Below are 14,696 nucleotides of genomic sequence, written 5' to 3' on the forward strand. Positions count from 1 at the left end.
CCTCTCAGCCCAGCAGGACGTCGTCGTCGCCCAGGCGCTTGAGCTCCCGGTAGAGGATGGCGAGGCCGGTGACGATGGCGGCGGCGGACACGGCCGCGTCGACCAGGCGCAGTGTGTCGTTCTCGAGGCGGGCCTTCTTGGCCTGCTTCACGACGGAGACGGCGCCGAACGCGGTGGTGGCCATGGACAGGTACGTACCGGACTTCGACTTCTTGAAGCCCTTGGCCTTCGACAGTGCCTTGCTCACAGTGACGGAGCCTCCTCGATCAGCGGGTGCCCCCACTTTTCCACGAAGGCGGCCTCGACGGCGGCTCCCACCTTGTAGAGGCGGTCGTCCTTCATCGCGGGGGCGATGATCTGCAGGCCGACCGGGAGGTTGTCCTCCGGAGCGAGGCCGCAGGGCAGCGACATGGCGGCGTTGCCCGCCAGGTTGGTCGGGATGGTGCACAGGTCGGCGAGGTACATCGCCATCGGGTCGTCGGCGCGCTCACCGATCGGGAAGGCGGTCGTCGGGGTCGTCGGCGAGACGATGACGTCCACCTTCTCGAAGGACTTCTCGAAGTCCTTCGTGATGAGCGTGCGGACCTTCTGGGCGCTGCCGTAGTACGCGTCGTAGTAGCCGGAGCTCAGGGCGTACGTGCCGAGCATGATGCGGCGCTTGACCTCGTCGCCGAAGCCCTCCGCACGGGTGAGGGCGGTGACGTCCTCGGCGGAGTGCGTGCCGTCGTCGCCGACGCGCAGGCCGTAGCGCATGGCGTCGAAGCGGGCGAGGTTGCTGGAGCACTCGCTCGGGGCGATCAGGTAGTAAGCGGAGAGCGCCAGGTCGAAGGACGGGCAGTCCAGCTCGACGATCTCGGCGCCCAGCTCCTTGAGGAGCGCGACCGACTCGTCGAAACGCTGGACGACACCGGCCTGGTAGCCCTCGCCGCGGAACTGCTTGACGACACCGACGCGCATGCCTGCGACGGAGCCGTTGCGAGCGGCCTCGACGACGGGCGGTACCGGCGCGTCGATGGAGGTCGAGTCGAGGGGGTCGTGACCGGCGATGGTCTCGTGGAGGAGGGCCGCGTCCAGGACGGTACGGGCGCAGGGCCCGCCCTGGTCGAGGGAGGACGAGAACGCCACCATGCCGAAGCGCGACACGCCGCCGTACGTCGGCTTCACGCCGACCGTGCCGGTGACGGCGGCGGGCTGGCGGATGGAGCCGCCGGTGTCGGTACCGATGGCGAGGGGGGCCTGGAAGGAGGCGAGGGCGGCGCTCGATCCACCGCCGGAGCCGCCGGGAATCCTGGTCAGGTCCCACGGGTTGCCGGTGGGACCGTACGCGCTGTTCTCCGTGCTGGACCCCATGGCGAACTCGTCCATGTTGGTCTTGCCGAGGATCACGACGTCGGCGGCCTTCAGCTTCTTGGTGAGGGTGGCGTCGTACGGCGGAATCCACCCTTCGAGGATCTTCGACCCGACGGTGGTCGGAATCCCCTCGGTGGTGAAGATGTCCTTGAGCGCGAGCGGCACACCGGCGAGCGGCCCGAGCTTCTCCCCCTTGGCCCGCTTCTCGTCGACGGCACGGGCCTGGGCGAGAGCACCCTCGCGGTCGACGTGCAGGAAGGCGTGCACCTTCTCGTCGACGGCGCCGATACGGGCGAGGTGGGCCTCGGTGACCTCGACGGCGGTGAGCTCACCGGCGGCGATCTTCTGCGCGATCTCGGCCGCGGTGAGCCTGATGATGTTGACGTTGCTGTTGTCCGTCATGGTGATTAGTCCTCCCCCAGGATCTGCGGCACCTTGAAACGCTGCTGCTCCTGGGCCGGGGCGCCGGAAAGCGCCTGCTCGGGGGTGAGCGACGGACGGACCTCGTCCGCGCGCATGACATTCGTCAGCGGCAGCGGGTGGGAGGTCGGCGGTACGTCTTGGTCGGCGACTTCGCTGACGCGGGCGACCGCGCCGATGATGTCGTCGAGCTGACCGGCGAAGTGATCGAGCTCTTCGTCCCGCAGCTCCAGACGCGCCAGCCGTGCGAGGTGGGCGACCTCCTCGCGCGTGATGCCAGGCATGCAGCGATCCTCAGGGGTGAGTGCGTGTGGTTTGCGGCCAATCCTATGGCGCCGACACGAGTGCCCGCGCACGGGTTTCTCCCACCCACCCGCAGCCGCCGACGGCGAGGCCCCAAAACGGGAAGACCCGCACCCGACCGACGACTGTCACGGGTGGTGCGGGTGGGAACAATTACCCGACCCGCCCAGGATCATCCGCCGCCGCGGGCAACGCGGCGGCGGGCCGCTGCCACCCCCGCGACCCACGGGCCCGAAGCCACGCGGTCGTCTCCTCGGCCGGCATGGCCGCGGCAACGAGCCACCCCTGCACGGCATCGCAGCCGAGATCCCGAAGCCGCTCCCACGTCTCGTCGTCCTCGACCCCCTCGGCGACGACAAGAAGCCCCAGCGAGTGAGCGAGATCGACGGTGCACCGGACGATCTCGGCATCCTCAGTGTCGACGGCCAGCCGCGCGACGAAGGACCGGTCGATCTTCAGCTCGCTCACGGGAAGCCGGCGCAGGTGGACCAGCGACGAATACCCGGTCCCGAAGTCGTCGAGCGACATCTTCACCCCGTGACCGGTCAGCGCGGCCAGGGTGTCCGCGGCCCGCTGCGGATCCTCCAGCAGCACATGCTCGGTGATCTCCAGCTGCAACGCCCCCGCGGGGACCCCGTGCCGAGCCAGCCGCGCCGCGACCGCCCCCGCGAACCCAGGCGTGTGCACATCCCGCGGCGACACATTGACGGCCACCGGGACGAACAGCCCCTGCCCCCGCCACCGGGCGACCTGTCCGAGCGCCGTCTCCAGCACGTACTCGGTGAGATGAGGCATCAGCCCGGACGACTCGGCGATCGCTATGAACTCGTCCGGCGGCACCTTTCCGCGCTCGGGATGCACCCACCGTACGAGCGCCTCGAGGCCGGCCACCTGCCCGTCGAACCGCACCTTCGGCTGGTAGTGCAGCTCGACGTCCCCGGCGTCCAGCGCCCGCCGCAGGTCCCCCAACAGCCCGAGCCGGTCGGGAGTGTTGGAGTCCCGCTTGGACTCGTACACCTCCACTCCCGTCCGGTCCCGCTTCGCCTGGTACATCGCGACGTCCGCCCGCCGCAGCAGCCCCTCCGCGTCGAGCGCGTGATCGGGGAAGACGGCGAGGCCGGCGCTGGCCTCCAGGACGAGGGTGAGCCCGTCGAGGTCGAGCGGCGAACCGAGCGCGCCGACGAGGTTGCGGGCGACCCGTGTGGCGGACGTCGTGGAGTCCGCGACGGGCAGTAAGACGGCGAACTCGTCCCCACCGAGCCGCGCGGCCTCCGCTCCGCGCGGCAATGCCAGCCGCAACCGGTCGGCTATCTGCAACAGCAGACGGTCCCCGGCGAGATGCCCCAGCGTGTCGTTCACGGAGCGGAATCGGTCCAGGTCGATCAGCATCAGTGCGGAACGCGCACCGATCCGCTCGGCATCGTCCAGCGCCGTCCAGGTCCGTTCGAGAAGCCACTGGCGGTTGGGCAGCCCGGTGAGCGGGTCGCGCAGCTGCTCCTCCGCCCGGGCGCGGGCTATCCACAGTGTGGAGTCGAGCGCGATGAGCGGGATCGAGAAGAGCGGCAGCAGCACGGGCAGGGCCATCGCGACGACGCAGATCAGCGGGGCGAGGCCGAGCACCGCCACCGCGACGAGCCCCTGTCTGACGAGGGCGGTACGGGCGACGGTGGGCAGACCGCCGACACGGGGCGCTTGGAGGTACCAGAGCAGCGCGCGGCTCACGACGAGATACGCGGCCGCCACCAACGCCACCTCGGGCACGGTGTAGACGGTCCAGCTCTCCGGGTCCCAGGGCTTCTCCACGGACGGGACCCGGCCGAACGCGGCCAGCACCAGAGCGCCGCCGCCGATGCCGAGGATGTCCACCGCGCCGTGCAGCACGCCCTGCCGCCAGCGGTGGCGGCGCGCAATGCCGACGAGGACGACGACGGTAAGGCTGACCATTCCGGCCGGCACCCAGCCGTACAGCAACAGGACCGCGAGCGTGAGAGCCGCGCCGGAGCCCGTGCCGCCCCACCAGCGGGCGCGGCCGAGCGCCACCAGATGGCCGACGATGATGCCTGCCAGGAGGGCCAGGGACCATCCGACGGAGCCGGACGGAAAGAGCGCGTGGTGCCCGGTGAACGCCCGGTAGAAGCCCGCGCCCAGCACGATCCCGGCGATCGCGACGACCGCCGCGGGCAGCGCGGGCCAGGATGTCTGCCGCTCGGTGTCATGGCCCGGTATCGCGTGCCCGGAGCCGACGCCGGCCGGGCCCGGGTTTCGCCCGCCCGTCGCGGTGCGCTGCCCGGCGGTGCGCAGCGACATCCCCCATCGCCGCATACCGGTCACCCAGCGCGGGCGCAGCCGTGAGTCCAGGGCGGCGCTCTCGGTCGGTTCCATTCCCGTCCCTCTCACAGCCGGCGGTGCCCACGCCACGCGGCCCGATGCCCGACACACCTTCAACGGCACCGCGTCTGAAAACCGTTCCCCGAACTCTCGACGAGCAGGGCATGCGCCAACCGCAGTTGGGCACGGCAGGCGCACACCTCAACAGTAGGCCGCAGAAGGCTTCTACGGGCAGCGGTCGTCCACGGTTGCCCGAATGCGACCCGGCCACCCGTATGCATCTGGTATGCGCCGATCGGGTGGCCTTCAACCCCTACTCCTCGGTCGGAAGCGCTACTTCAGCCGCCGATTCCGGCCCGTTTTCGAGCAGAACCGCAAAGCCGTCCTCGTTCAGAACCGGAACTTTCAGCTGCATGGCCTTGTCATACTTCGACCCAGGATTGTCACCTACGACCACGAAGGACGTCTTCTTCGAAACCGAACCGGTCACTTTCGCACCACGGCTCTGCAGCGCCTCCTTCGCGCCGTCCCGCGTGTGGTGTTCGAGCGTTCCGGTGACGACGACGGTGAGTCCTTCGAGCGGCCGCGGCCCCTCGTCCTCTCCGGAACTCTCCTCCTGCGTCCGGACTCCGGCTTCCCGCCACTTGCGCAGGATCTCCTGATGCCAGTCGACCGCGAACCACTCCTTGAGCGAGGCCGCGACGATGCCGCCGACGCCGTCGACCGCCTTCAGCTCCTCCTCCGTGGCCTGCTGGATGCGGTCGATCGAGCGGAACTCACGGGCCAGCGCCTCGGCGGCCACCGGGCCGACATGGCGGATGGAGAGGCCGGTGAGGATACGGGCCAGGGGACGCTCCTTGGCCGCCGCGATGTTCTCCAGCATCGCGAGAGCGTTCTTCTTGGGTGCCCCCTCCTGGTTGGCGAAGACCGTGACGATCTTCTCCTCGCCCGTGTCCGGGTCCCGCTTGGGCAGTCCGCTGTCCTGGTCGAGGACGTACGCCTTGATGGGCAGCAACTGCCCGATGGTGAGGTCGAAGAGGCCGCCCTCGTCCACCAGCGGCGGATCGGAGGGCTCCAGCGGCTTGGTGAGGGCCGCGGCGGCGACGTATCCGAAGTTCTCGATGTCCAGGCACTTGCGCCCTGCGAGGTAGAACAGGCGCTCGCGCAACTGTGCCGGGCAGGTACGGGCGTTGGGGCAGCGCAGGTCGATATCGCCCTCCTTGGCGGGCGCCAGCGACGTGCCGCACTCGGGGCACTCGGCGGGCATCACGAACTCCTGCTCGCTGCCGTCGCGCAGGTCGACGACCGGGCCGAGGATCTCCGGGATGACGTCACCGGCCTTGCGCAGCACCACCGTGTCGCCGATGAGGACGCCCTTGGCCTTCACCACGTCCTGGTTGTGCAGCGTCGCGAACTCGACCTCGGAGCCGGCCACGGTCACCGGCTCCACCTGCGCGTACGGGGTGACACGGCCCGTGCGGCCCACGCCCACGCGGATGTTGACCAGCTTGGTGTTGACCTCCTCCGGCGCGTACTTCCACGCGATCGCCCAGCGCGGGGCGCGCGAGGTCGAGCCGAGGCGGCCCTGGAGGGGGATCTCGTCGAGCTTCACGACGACGCCGTCGATCTCGTGCTCCACGGAGTGGCGGTTCTCTCCGTAGTACGCGATGAACTCCCGTACACCGTCGAGCCCGTCGACCACCTTGCTGTACGGAGTGGTCGGCAGACCCCAGGAGCTCAGCAGGTCGTAGGCCTCCGAGAGCCGGCCGAGCCCGTCGAAGCCCTCTCTCGCGCCGAGGCCGTGCACCACCATGTGCAGCGGGCGGGTGGCGGTGATGCGGGGGTCCTTCTGGCGCAGGGAACCCGCCGCCGCGTTGCGCGGGTTGGCGAAGGGCTTGTCGCCGGCCTCCACCAGGCGGGCGTTGAGCTCCTCGAACTTCTCCATCGGGAAGAAGACCTCGCCGCGGATCTCCACGAGGTCCGGGATGCGGTCGCCCCTGAGACGGTCCGGGATCTCGGTGATCGTCCGCACGTTCGGCGTGATGTCCTCGCCCGTGCGGCCGTCACCGCGGGTCGCCGCGCGAGTGAGGCGGCCGTGCTCGTAGGTGAGGTTGACCGCGAGGCCGTCGACCTTCAGCTCGCACAGGAAGTGGTGGTCGGACGTGCCGACCTCCTTGGCGACGCGGTCGGCCCAGGCCGCCAGCTCCGCGTCGTCGAAGGCGTTGTCGAGGGAGAGCATGCGCTCGCGGTGCTGAACCGCCGAGAACTCCGTCTCGTACGCCCCCGCGACCTTCTGGGTCGGCGAGTCGGGGGTGCGCAGCTCGGGGTACTCGTCCTCCAAGGCCTCCAGCGCGCGCAGGAGTTTGTCGAATTCCGCGTCGCTGACGACCGGAGCGTCCTTCACGTAGTACCGGAAGCGATGCTCCTCGATCTGCTCAGCGAGCTGCGCGTGCTTCTCCCGTGCCTCGGCGGGCACGGGCCCCGCAGCCGAGGCAGTCAGTGCGTCCTTGTCGCCGGCCACCGTGTTGTCCTCCCGTTACTCAGGGTTGTCCGCGAGGGATCTCGCCGCCCGGACGCAGTGGGCGAGTGCCCTGCGTGCGTACTCGGGCGAAGCGCCCGCGAGTCCGCACGACGGCGTGAGCGTGACCGCCTCCGTGAGAAGCCCCGGATTCAGCCCCAGCCTGCGCCACAACGTCCTGACACCCATGACGCTACCGGCAGGGTCTGACAATGGACCGTCCGTGCCCGGCACGACGCCCGCGAACAGCTTCGTGCCGCCTTCCACGGCTTCCCCGATCGCGTCGTCGTCACGCTCGGTGAGGAGCGCGAAGTCGAAGGAGATCGCGGTGGCTCCGGCCCGGCGCAGCAGCGCGAACGGGACGTCGGGGGCGCATGTGTGCACGACGACGGGCCCTCCGTCCCGCACGCCCGCCACATCCCGCAGGGTGGCCTCGACGACCTGGCGGTCCACGGCCCGGTGGGTGCGGTAGCCGCTCGCGGTCTTCACCTGGCCGCGCAGTACGGGGACGAGCGAGGGCTCGTCCAGCTGCAGCACGACCTGGGCACCGGGCACCCGCCGCCGTACGTCGTCGAGATGGGCCCGCAGCCCCTCGGCGAGCGACCCGGCGAGATCACGGCAGGCCCCGGCGTCGGACAACGCCGCCTCGCCGTTCTTCAGTTCCAGCGCCGCCGCGAGCGTCCAGGGCCCGACCGCCTGCACCTTCAGCGGCCCCTCGTAGCCCTGTGTGAACTCCTCCAGTGCGTCGAGATCCTCGCCGAGCCAGGTCCTGGCCCGCCGGGTGTCCCGCCCGGGCCGGTCCCCGACGCGCCACCCGCTGGGCTCGACGCGCGCGTACACCTCGACCAGCATCCCGGCCGTCCGCCCGATCATGTCGGCCCCAGGCCCCCGGGCGGGCAGCTCCGCCAGATACGGCATCCCCGTCTCCGGTCCCTCGAACGTGCCGGTCACGGTCCTCGCGGCCTCCCGGGCGTCCTCGCCCGGCATCGAACCGACGCCGGTCGCGGGGCCGGGCCTGAACTCGCTGTTTTCGCTCACCTGGGAAGCGTACGGAATCGTGGTGGCGCGGTCAGCGGCCCGGTCGCACCGTCAGGTCGTTGACCTCGGCGTCCCGGGGCAGATCCAGGGCCATCAGGATCGTCGTCGCCACCGACTCGGGGTCGATCCACTTCGAGGGGTCGTACTCCTTGCCCTCCTGCTGGTGGACCTTGGCCTGCATGGGGCTGGTGGTGCGGCCGGGGTAGACCGTGGTGACCCGGACACCGTTCGCGTGCTCCTCGTGGCGCAGTGAGTCGGCGAGGGCCTTGAGGCCGTGTTTCGAGGCGGCGTACGCGGACCAGCCGGCGTGGGCGTTGAGGCCGGCGCCGGAGTTGACGAAGAGCACATGGCCCTGGGTGACGCGGAGTTGGGGCAGGAAGTGGCGGGTCAGCTCGGCGGGGGCGATCAGGTTGACGTTGAGCTGGTGGCGCCAGGACTTGGGGGTCAGCTCGCCGATCGCGCCGAGGTCGACGACGCCCGCGATGTGGAGGAGCGAGTCGACCCGGTCCGGCAGTGTCTGGTGCGAGAACGCCCACGAGAGCCGGTCCGGGTCCGCGAGGTCGCCGACCAGGGTCTTGGCCCCGGGGAACTCGGCGGCGAGCTCCTTCGCCCGGCCGGCGTCGCGCGCGTGCAGCACGAGTTCGTCCCCGCGCGCGTGGAGGCGGCGGGCGACGGCCGCGCCGATGCCGGAACCGGCCCCGGTGATCACATGTGTAGCCATGGCCCCATGCTCGCACCAGCGTCACTGCGTGCCGAGCGACTCCTCCAGATATGCCAGCGCCCCCACCGGCTCCTGCGCGAAGAACACCAGCTCGGTCAGCGGCACCGGCAGGAAACCCTCGTCCTCCATGCGCCGGAACTGCTCCTTGAGGCCGTCGTAGAAGCCCGCCGTGTTCAGCAGCACCACCGGCTTGGTGGTGTGGCCGTGCTTCTTCAGCTCCAATATGTCGGTCGCCTCGTCCAGCGTGCCGGTCCCGCCGACCATGATCACCACGGCGTCGGCCTTCTCCAGGAGCAGCGCCTTTCGCTCGGCGAGATCACGCGCGACGACCATCTCGTCGGCCCCCGGGTGTGCCTTGGCCGCGAGGAACTCCACGGAGACGCCGAGCAGCCGCCCGCCCGCCTCCTGCACCCCGTCGGCGACGACCTTCATGAGCCCGACGTCCGAACCGCCCCACACCAGGGTGTGCCCGCCCTTTCCGAGCAGTTCGGCGAACTCACGGGCGGGGCGTGTGTAGCGCTCGTCGAGGTCGGCGGCCGAGAGGAAGACGCAGATGTTCATGGCTTCACGGTACGGGCCGCCTCTGACATCGCGGTCAGGCGGAGCTTCCATCTGACATCGCGGTCAGGCGGAGCTTCGACTGGAGATGCGGCAGCGTCTCCCAGTCGTCCATGAAACGGGCCGAAAGGCCGTACTTCGCGGCCTGTTCGACGAGTGTCGAGGTGCGGTAGTAGAAGTCCTCGTGCAGCACCTGGTGTTCGCTGCCCTCGGTCCGGTCGAAGGTGAAGTCGAAGAACCCGCCGGGCGCGAGGATGCGGCCGACGTGGGCGAAACACTGCTTGATGACCTGCGGCGGCGAGTGCGAGAACACGCTGTGGGCGTGCACCACGTCGAAGTGCGCGTCGGGCAGGAAGGCGAAGGTCAGGTCGTCGGTGAGCGTCAGATGCGGCACCTTGGCCTGGAGACCTTCCCGTACGAGGGTGTCCTGGGCCGCGATCAGGATGTCCGGCGAGATGTCGATCCCGTAGTAGTTGCCGCTCTCCAGGTAGTCGATGAACAACCGCCCGGCGCGCAGGTTCCCGCAGCCGATCTCCAGCATCCTGTGCTGCGGCGTCAGCCCGTGCCGGACCAGGTAGTCGAACTGCATCCGGCCCATCTCGGTCCACCGGTCGAGCGACGAGGTGTGTCCCACCGCCATCTCGGGGCTGCGCGCGGCGTCGGAGGCCATCACCGCCCGGTAATAGGCGATGTGGTCGGGGTAGCGGAGCCGCAGCCATGCGTCGCGCGCGGCCCGGCGGGCGTGCGCGGGCACCTTCTCGGGGTTCCGCAGGGCGTAACGGACCTGATGGGCGAGACTCTTGCGGTTACGGGTGAGGTACGTGGTTCCCATGAGGCTCCCATCGGCATGAAGTCAGGGAAGAAGAGGGACGCGACGCGCGCTGTATCCGGTAAGACCGCTACCCGAGGAGCCGGAACCTTGACCGCAGGCCATCGCATCACCATCGAGCAGGGCACCGAGCACGTACGCGTGGTCCATGAGGGGCAGGTGCTCGCGGAGAGCACGCGTCCGCTGCTGCTGCGCGAGACGGGCTGTCCCGTACGGTACTACCTACCTATGGAGGATGTACGTATCGACTTGCTGACTCCGTCGGAGACCCACACCCACTGCCCGTTCAAGGGCGACGCGTCCTACTGGTCACTCGCGGACGCACCCGACCTCGTCTGGACGTACCCCGACCCGAAGCCGGAGGTCGCCGAGATCAAGGACCACGTGTGCTTCTACGAAGTGGAAGTCGTCGCGGCCCACTGACGAAGAGAGCGCACGATTCCATCGGTGACGTCCGGGGCGACCCATTGTTGCTCAGGCCGCCTGAGCAGCCCGAAGACCCGGGGGCCACGCAGTTCCTGGGGAAGGTCGCTCATACGCGGCACGATGTGGAAGTGCGCATGGGCGAACCCTTCGGCCTCGGCGAACTGCGCGACGTAGGTCTTGACGCACCCGGTCACGTCGCGGAGGGCCCGGGACAATCTCACCTGCCACAGGCCCAATGTCCCGGCCTCCGCATCGGTGAGCTCGTGGATGGCGGTGACATGGCGGCGGGGCAGCAGCACCAGCCAGCCAGGCAGTGCCGTATCGAAGGCATGGGCCACCCGCCAATGCTGATCCACCGCGATGCGCTCGCTCGGCGGTAGATCGTCGAATCGTTCCTCCTGGCCGCAGGCGTAGCAGTCGGGCGTCGTCATGCCAGGAATCGTATGACTGCCGGTCACCTGCCCGGCGGTGCGCGGGAGAAGCCAACGGCCGCCGGGCCGGTGAGGTCCTAGGCCACCGCCGTCGTCGCGCGCCTGGTTGTCGCGATCGTCGCCGAGCCCACCACGCGTGTGCCGTCGTACAGCACCACCGCCTGCCCGGGAGCGACGCCCCGGACCGGCTCGGCGAAGGTGACCTCCAGCGCGCCGTCGACGAACTCCGCCGTCACCGTCGTCTCGCCGCCGTGGGCCCGCAGCTGCGCCGTGTACGTGCCCGGGCCGGTGGGGGCCGCGCCGCACCAGCGGGGCTTGATCGCGGTCAGGGCGGTGACGTCGAGGGACGCCGCCGGGCCGACCGTCACCTTGTTGTTCACCGGCGAGATGTCGAGGACATAGCGCGGCTTGCCGTCGGGGGCGGGGGTGCCGATGCGGAGCCCCTTGCGCTGGCCGATCGTGAAGCCGTACGCCCCTTCGTGCGTGCCGACGACCGCGCCGGACTCGTCGACGATGTCGCCCTCAGACTTGCCCAGCCGGTTCGCCAGGAAGCCCTGGGTGTCGCCGTCGGCGATGAAGCAGATGTCGTGCGAGTCCGGCTTCTTGGCGACGGCCAGGCCCCGGCGCTCGGCCTCCGCGCGGATCTCGTCCTTCGTCGTGACCGTGTCGCCGAGCGGGAACAGCGCGTGCGCGAGCTGGCGGTCGTCGAGGACTCCGAGGACGTACGACTGGTCCTTGGCCATGTCGGAGGCGCGGTGCAGCTCGCGCGTGCCGTCCTCGTTCACGATCACCTTGGCGTAGTGACCGGTGCAGACCGCGTCGAAGCCGAGGGCGAGGGCCTTGTCCAGCAGGGCCGCGAACTTGATCTTCTCGTTGCAGCGCAGGCAGGGGTTCGGGGTGCGCCCCGCCTCGTACTCGGCGACGAAGTCCTCGACCACGTCCTCGCGGAAGCGCTCGGCGAGGTCCCACACATAGAACGGGATGCCGATGACGTCCGCGGCGCGGCGGGCGTCGCGCGAGTCCTCGATGGTGCAACAACCGCGCGCGCCGGTCCGGAAGGACTGGGGGTTCGCCGAGAGGGCGAGGTGGACGCCGGTCACGTCGTGCCCGGCTTCCGCGGCGCGGGCGGCGGCGACGGCGGAGTCCACACCGCCGGACATGGCGGCCAGTACACGGAGGGGACGCTGCGAGATCTCAGTCATAACGCTTCAAGGGTACGGGTCCACGGGAACCGGAGCCCACGAGTATCCGTTGACGATCACATGGGCGAGAGGAAGAAGGACTCGGACCGGCGCGTCGGGAGGCGCGCCCTGCTCATCGGCGGGGCGGCGGCCGCCGTGGGCACGAGCGTGCTGGCCCGTGACGAGCTGGCACGCCTGTGGTGGCGGATGCCGAGCGTGGAGAAGCCGCGCAAGGCAGGCGAGGTCGACTTCAGAGGCGCCCGCTGGGTCGCGGCGTCGTCCGCGAACTGGCGGCTCGCGGACCGCCCCGACGACTACGACATAGACCGCGTGATCATCCACGTCACCCAGGGCAGCTTCGGCAGCGCCGTGAAGGCCTTCCAGGACCCGGGGCACGGCGCGGCCGCGCACTACATCGTCCGCAAGGACGGCCACATCACGCAGATGATCCGCGAGCTGGACGTGGCCTACCACGCCGGGAACCGCGACTTCAACGAACGCAGTGTCGGCATCGAGCACGAGGGCTTCGTGGACCGGCCGAAGGACTTCACGGACGCGATGTACGCCGCGTCTGCCCGTCTCACGGCGCGGATATGCGCGCGCTACGACCTGCCCGTCGACCGTGAGCACATCATCGGCCACGTGGAAGTGCCGGGCACGGACCACACGGATCCGGGGCCGCACTGGGACTGGGACCGGTACATACCGCTGGTGCGCAAGGCTCGTACGGCCCAGGCCAAGGCCTAGGCCCAGGCCCAGGGGGTACTCCAGGGGCTCGAAGGCACCCGGGAGTCAGCTCAGCCCCGCCGTCCGTGCCCGTTCCACCGCCGGGCCGATCGCCTGGGCCACCGCCTCCACGTCCGCCTCCGTTGAGGTGTGGCCGAGGGAGAAGCGGAGGGTGCCGCGCGCCAGGTCCGGGTCGGTGCCCGTGGCGAGGAGGACATGGCTGGGCTGGGCCACGCCCGCCGTGCACGCCGAGCCCGTGGAGCACTCGATGCCCTGGGCGTCCAGGAGCAACAGCAGCGAGTCGCCCTCGCAGCCGGGGAAGGTGAAGTGGGCGTTCGCCGGCAGTCGGCCCGTGCCGACGGGATCGCCGCCGAGGATGGCGTCAGGGACGGCCTTGCGTACGGCGTCCACCAGGTCGTCGCGCAGCGCGCCGATCTCCCGGGCGAACCACTCGCGGTGCTCGGCGGCGGTCCGGCCGGCGACGGCGAACGCGGCGACGGCGGGCACATCGAGGGTGCCGGAGCGGACATGGCGCTCCTGGCCGCCGCCGTGCAGGACCGGTACGGGGCTGTACTCACGGCCGAGGAGCAGCGCGCCGATGCCGTACGGGCCGCCGATCTTGTGGCCCGAGAGGGACATCGCGGCGAGCCCGGAGGCGCCGAAGTCGACGGGGAGCTGGCCGACGGCCTGGACGGCGTCGGCGTGCAGTGGGACGCCGAACTCGGCGGCGGTTTCGGCGAGTTCGCGGACCGGCATGATCGTGCCGATCTCGTTGTTGGCCCACATGACCGTGGCCAGCGCGATGTCGTCGGGGTTGCGCTCGATGGCCTCGCGCAGGGTCTCGGGGTGGACGCGGCCGTACGCGTCGACCGGGAGGTACTCGACCGTGGCGCCCTCGTGTTCGCCGAGCCAGTGCACGGCGTCGAGGACGGCGTGGTGCTCGACGGGGCTGGCGAGTACCCGGGTGCGGGCCGGGTCGGCGTCGCGGCGGGACCAGTACAGGCCCTTCACGGCGAGATTGTCGGCCTCGGTGCCGCCGGAGGTGAAGACCACCTCGCTGGGACGTGCGCCCAGGGCTTCCGCCAGGGTTTCGCGGGCCTCCTCGACGGTGCGCCTCGCACGGCGGCCGGCGGCGTGCAGGGACGAGGCGTTGCCGGTGACGCTCAGCTGGGCGGTCAACGCCTCGACCGCCTCCGGCAGCATCGGGGTGGTCGCGGCGTGGTCGAGGTATGCCATGGTGGGCCCAATTCTAGGGCCCGCTGCCGGCCGGCATGTTTCGGCTCCGCCCAGCGGCGGTGGCCGTCAGCTGCCGAAGCTCCACGACATCGTGTGGTCGGCCGACATGAACACCGCGAGGACCAGAAGGTCGGCCGCGCCCAGGCCGAGGCCCAGGAAGGCGCGGCCGCGACGGGCGGTGCCGCGGTGGAGGGCCACGGCCGCCAGCGCGATGGCGATGGGGCCGAGGAAGACGTTGAAGACCAGGAGGCCGACGAGTCCGAGGATGAAGGACGCGACGGCCATGCCGTCGGCGTCACGGACGGCGTTCCGGCGCCGGGGCGCAGCGGTGGTGAGTTCCATGAGGTCTGCTCCCAACAGGCTTGTGGGTACGGGGTGGTCAGTTGGCGGTGTGGCGCCGACGGCCGTGGCGCTCGCGGACCGCGAAGACGGCCAGCCAGACACCGATGACGACGCTCGCGACGACTGTGAGGGGGAGCGGCGCGTGGGCCACGGTGCCCAGGACGACGCCCAGCAGCAGGAGTGCTGCGACGAGGAACAGCATGAGATGCCTTTCCTGGAAGTCGAATGTTCGGTGAACGCTTGTGGTTACAACTGTTCACTGACTTCCCAGTCTAACGCGCCCTACGGC

At 70.3% G+C, this 14,696-nt stretch carries 16 protein-coding genes; 2 read left to right on the plus strand and 14 right to left on the minus strand.

Annotated features, from left to right (window positions below):
* Nucleotides 1–4: 4 nt before the first annotated feature.
* The 9 genes from FE633_RS21720 to FE633_RS21760 all read right to left on the minus strand — a co-directional run bounded on the left by FE633_RS21720 (nucleotide 5) and on the right by FE633_RS21760 (nucleotide 10,068).
* The gene (locus FE633_RS21720) at nucleotides 5–247 is read right to left on the minus strand and encodes a hypothetical protein (protein ID WP_119106457.1); all 243 of its coding nucleotides are present in this window, start codon (nucleotides 245–247) and stop codon (nucleotides 5–7) included.
* Nucleotides 244–1,752, minus strand: a complete 1,509-nt coding sequence (gene gatA, locus FE633_RS21725) for an Asp-tRNA(Asn)/Glu-tRNA(Gln) amidotransferase subunit GatA (protein WP_138046825.1) — start codon at nucleotides 1,750–1,752, stop codon at nucleotides 244–246. Before gatA ends, FE633_RS21720 begins: the two co-directional genes overlap by 4 nt.
* Before the next feature lie 5 nt (nucleotides 1,753–1,757).
* Entirely contained in the window at nucleotides 1,758–2,054 is a 297-nt protein-coding gene (gene gatC, locus FE633_RS21730) for an Asp-tRNA(Asn)/Glu-tRNA(Gln) amidotransferase subunit GatC (RefSeq protein ID WP_119106455.1), read from the minus strand.
* Nucleotides 2,055–2,226: 172 nt separating this feature from the next.
* Complete coding sequence (locus FE633_RS21735) at nucleotides 2,227–4,455, minus strand: putative bifunctional diguanylate cyclase/phosphodiesterase (protein WP_138046826.1); 2,229 nt, start codon at nucleotides 4,453–4,455, stop codon at nucleotides 2,227–2,229.
* 259 nt (nucleotides 4,456–4,714) lie between these two features.
* A complete protein-coding gene (ligA, locus tag FE633_RS21740; protein ID WP_138046827.1) occupies nucleotides 4,715–6,922 on the minus strand; it encodes an NAD-dependent DNA ligase LigA in 2,208 nt (735 codons plus the stop codon).
* 15 nt (nucleotides 6,923–6,937) lie between these two features.
* Nucleotides 6,938–7,957, minus strand: coding sequence for a methionine synthase (locus FE633_RS21745; RefSeq protein WP_138046828.1), 1,020 nt, complete (start codon nucleotides 7,955–7,957; stop codon nucleotides 6,938–6,940).
* Nucleotides 7,958–7,988: 31 nt separating this feature from the next.
* Entirely contained in the window at nucleotides 7,989–8,678 is a 690-nt protein-coding gene (locus FE633_RS21750; protein ID WP_138046829.1) for an SDR family oxidoreductase, read from the minus strand.
* A 21-nt stretch (nucleotides 8,679–8,699) separates the two neighbouring features.
* On the minus strand, nucleotides 8,700–9,239 hold the full coding sequence (locus tag FE633_RS21755; RefSeq protein WP_138046830.1) for an LOG family protein: 540 nt from the start codon (nucleotides 9,237–9,239) through the stop codon (nucleotides 8,700–8,702).
* Nucleotides 9,240–9,273: 34 nt separating this feature from the next.
* Nucleotides 9,274–10,068: a class I SAM-dependent methyltransferase gene (locus FE633_RS21760; RefSeq protein WP_138046831.1), complete on the minus strand. Its 795-nt coding sequence runs from the start codon at nucleotides 10,066–10,068 to the stop codon at nucleotides 9,274–9,276.
* 87 nt (nucleotides 10,069–10,155) lie between these two features.
* On the opposite strand from FE633_RS21760, the gene FE633_RS21765 reads away from it, so the two are divergent.
* Nucleotides 10,156–10,488, plus strand: a complete 333-nt coding sequence (locus FE633_RS21765; RefSeq protein WP_246113756.1) for a DUF427 domain-containing protein — start codon at nucleotides 10,156–10,158, stop codon at nucleotides 10,486–10,488.
* Here FE633_RS21765 and FE633_RS21770 read toward each other — a convergent pair.
* Complete coding sequence (locus tag FE633_RS21770) at nucleotides 10,458–10,922, minus strand: HIT family protein (protein WP_138046833.1); 465 nt, start codon at nucleotides 10,920–10,922, stop codon at nucleotides 10,458–10,460. The two genes, FE633_RS21765 and FE633_RS21770, sit on opposite strands and share 31 nt — an antisense overlap.
* A gap of 77 nt (nucleotides 10,923–10,999) precedes the next feature.
* Nucleotides 11,000–12,124, minus strand: a complete 1,125-nt coding sequence (mnmA, locus tag FE633_RS21775) for a tRNA 2-thiouridine(34) synthase MnmA (RefSeq protein WP_138046834.1) — start codon at nucleotides 12,122–12,124, stop codon at nucleotides 11,000–11,002.
* 60 nt (nucleotides 12,125–12,184) lie between these two features.
* Here mnmA and FE633_RS21780 point away from each other — a divergent pair, with 60 nt between their 5' ends.
* Entirely contained in the window at nucleotides 12,185–12,850 is a 666-nt protein-coding gene (locus tag FE633_RS21780; protein WP_138046835.1) for an N-acetylmuramoyl-L-alanine amidase, read from the plus strand.
* 45 nt (nucleotides 12,851–12,895) lie between these two features.
* Here the strand turns inward: FE633_RS21780 and FE633_RS21785 are convergent, their stop codons facing one another.
* The 3 genes from FE633_RS21785 to FE633_RS21795 all read right to left on the minus strand — a co-directional run bounded on the left by FE633_RS21785 (nucleotide 12,896) and on the right by FE633_RS21795 (nucleotide 14,609).
* Nucleotides 12,896–14,065 carry a cysteine desulfurase family protein gene (locus FE633_RS21785; protein ID WP_138046836.1) on the minus strand — a complete coding sequence of 390 codons (1,170 nt, stop codon included), beginning with the start codon at nucleotides 14,063–14,065 and terminating at the stop codon, nucleotides 12,896–12,898.
* A 66-nt stretch (nucleotides 14,066–14,131) separates the two neighbouring features.
* Nucleotides 14,132–14,407 (minus strand): DUF4190 domain-containing protein, encoded by a 276-nt coding sequence (locus tag FE633_RS21790; protein ID WP_138046837.1) that lies wholly within the window; start codon nucleotides 14,405–14,407, stop codon nucleotides 14,132–14,134.
* A gap of 37 nt (nucleotides 14,408–14,444) precedes the next feature.
* Complete coding sequence (locus tag FE633_RS21795; RefSeq protein WP_138046838.1) at nucleotides 14,445–14,609, minus strand: hypothetical protein; 165 nt, start codon at nucleotides 14,607–14,609, stop codon at nucleotides 14,445–14,447.
* Between the last annotated feature and the right edge of the window lie 87 nt (nucleotides 14,610–14,696).

This window comes from Streptomyces montanus (genome assembly GCF_005786655.1).
GTDB lineage: Bacteria > Actinomycetota > Actinomycetes > Streptomycetales > Streptomycetaceae > Streptomyces > Streptomyces sporangiiformans.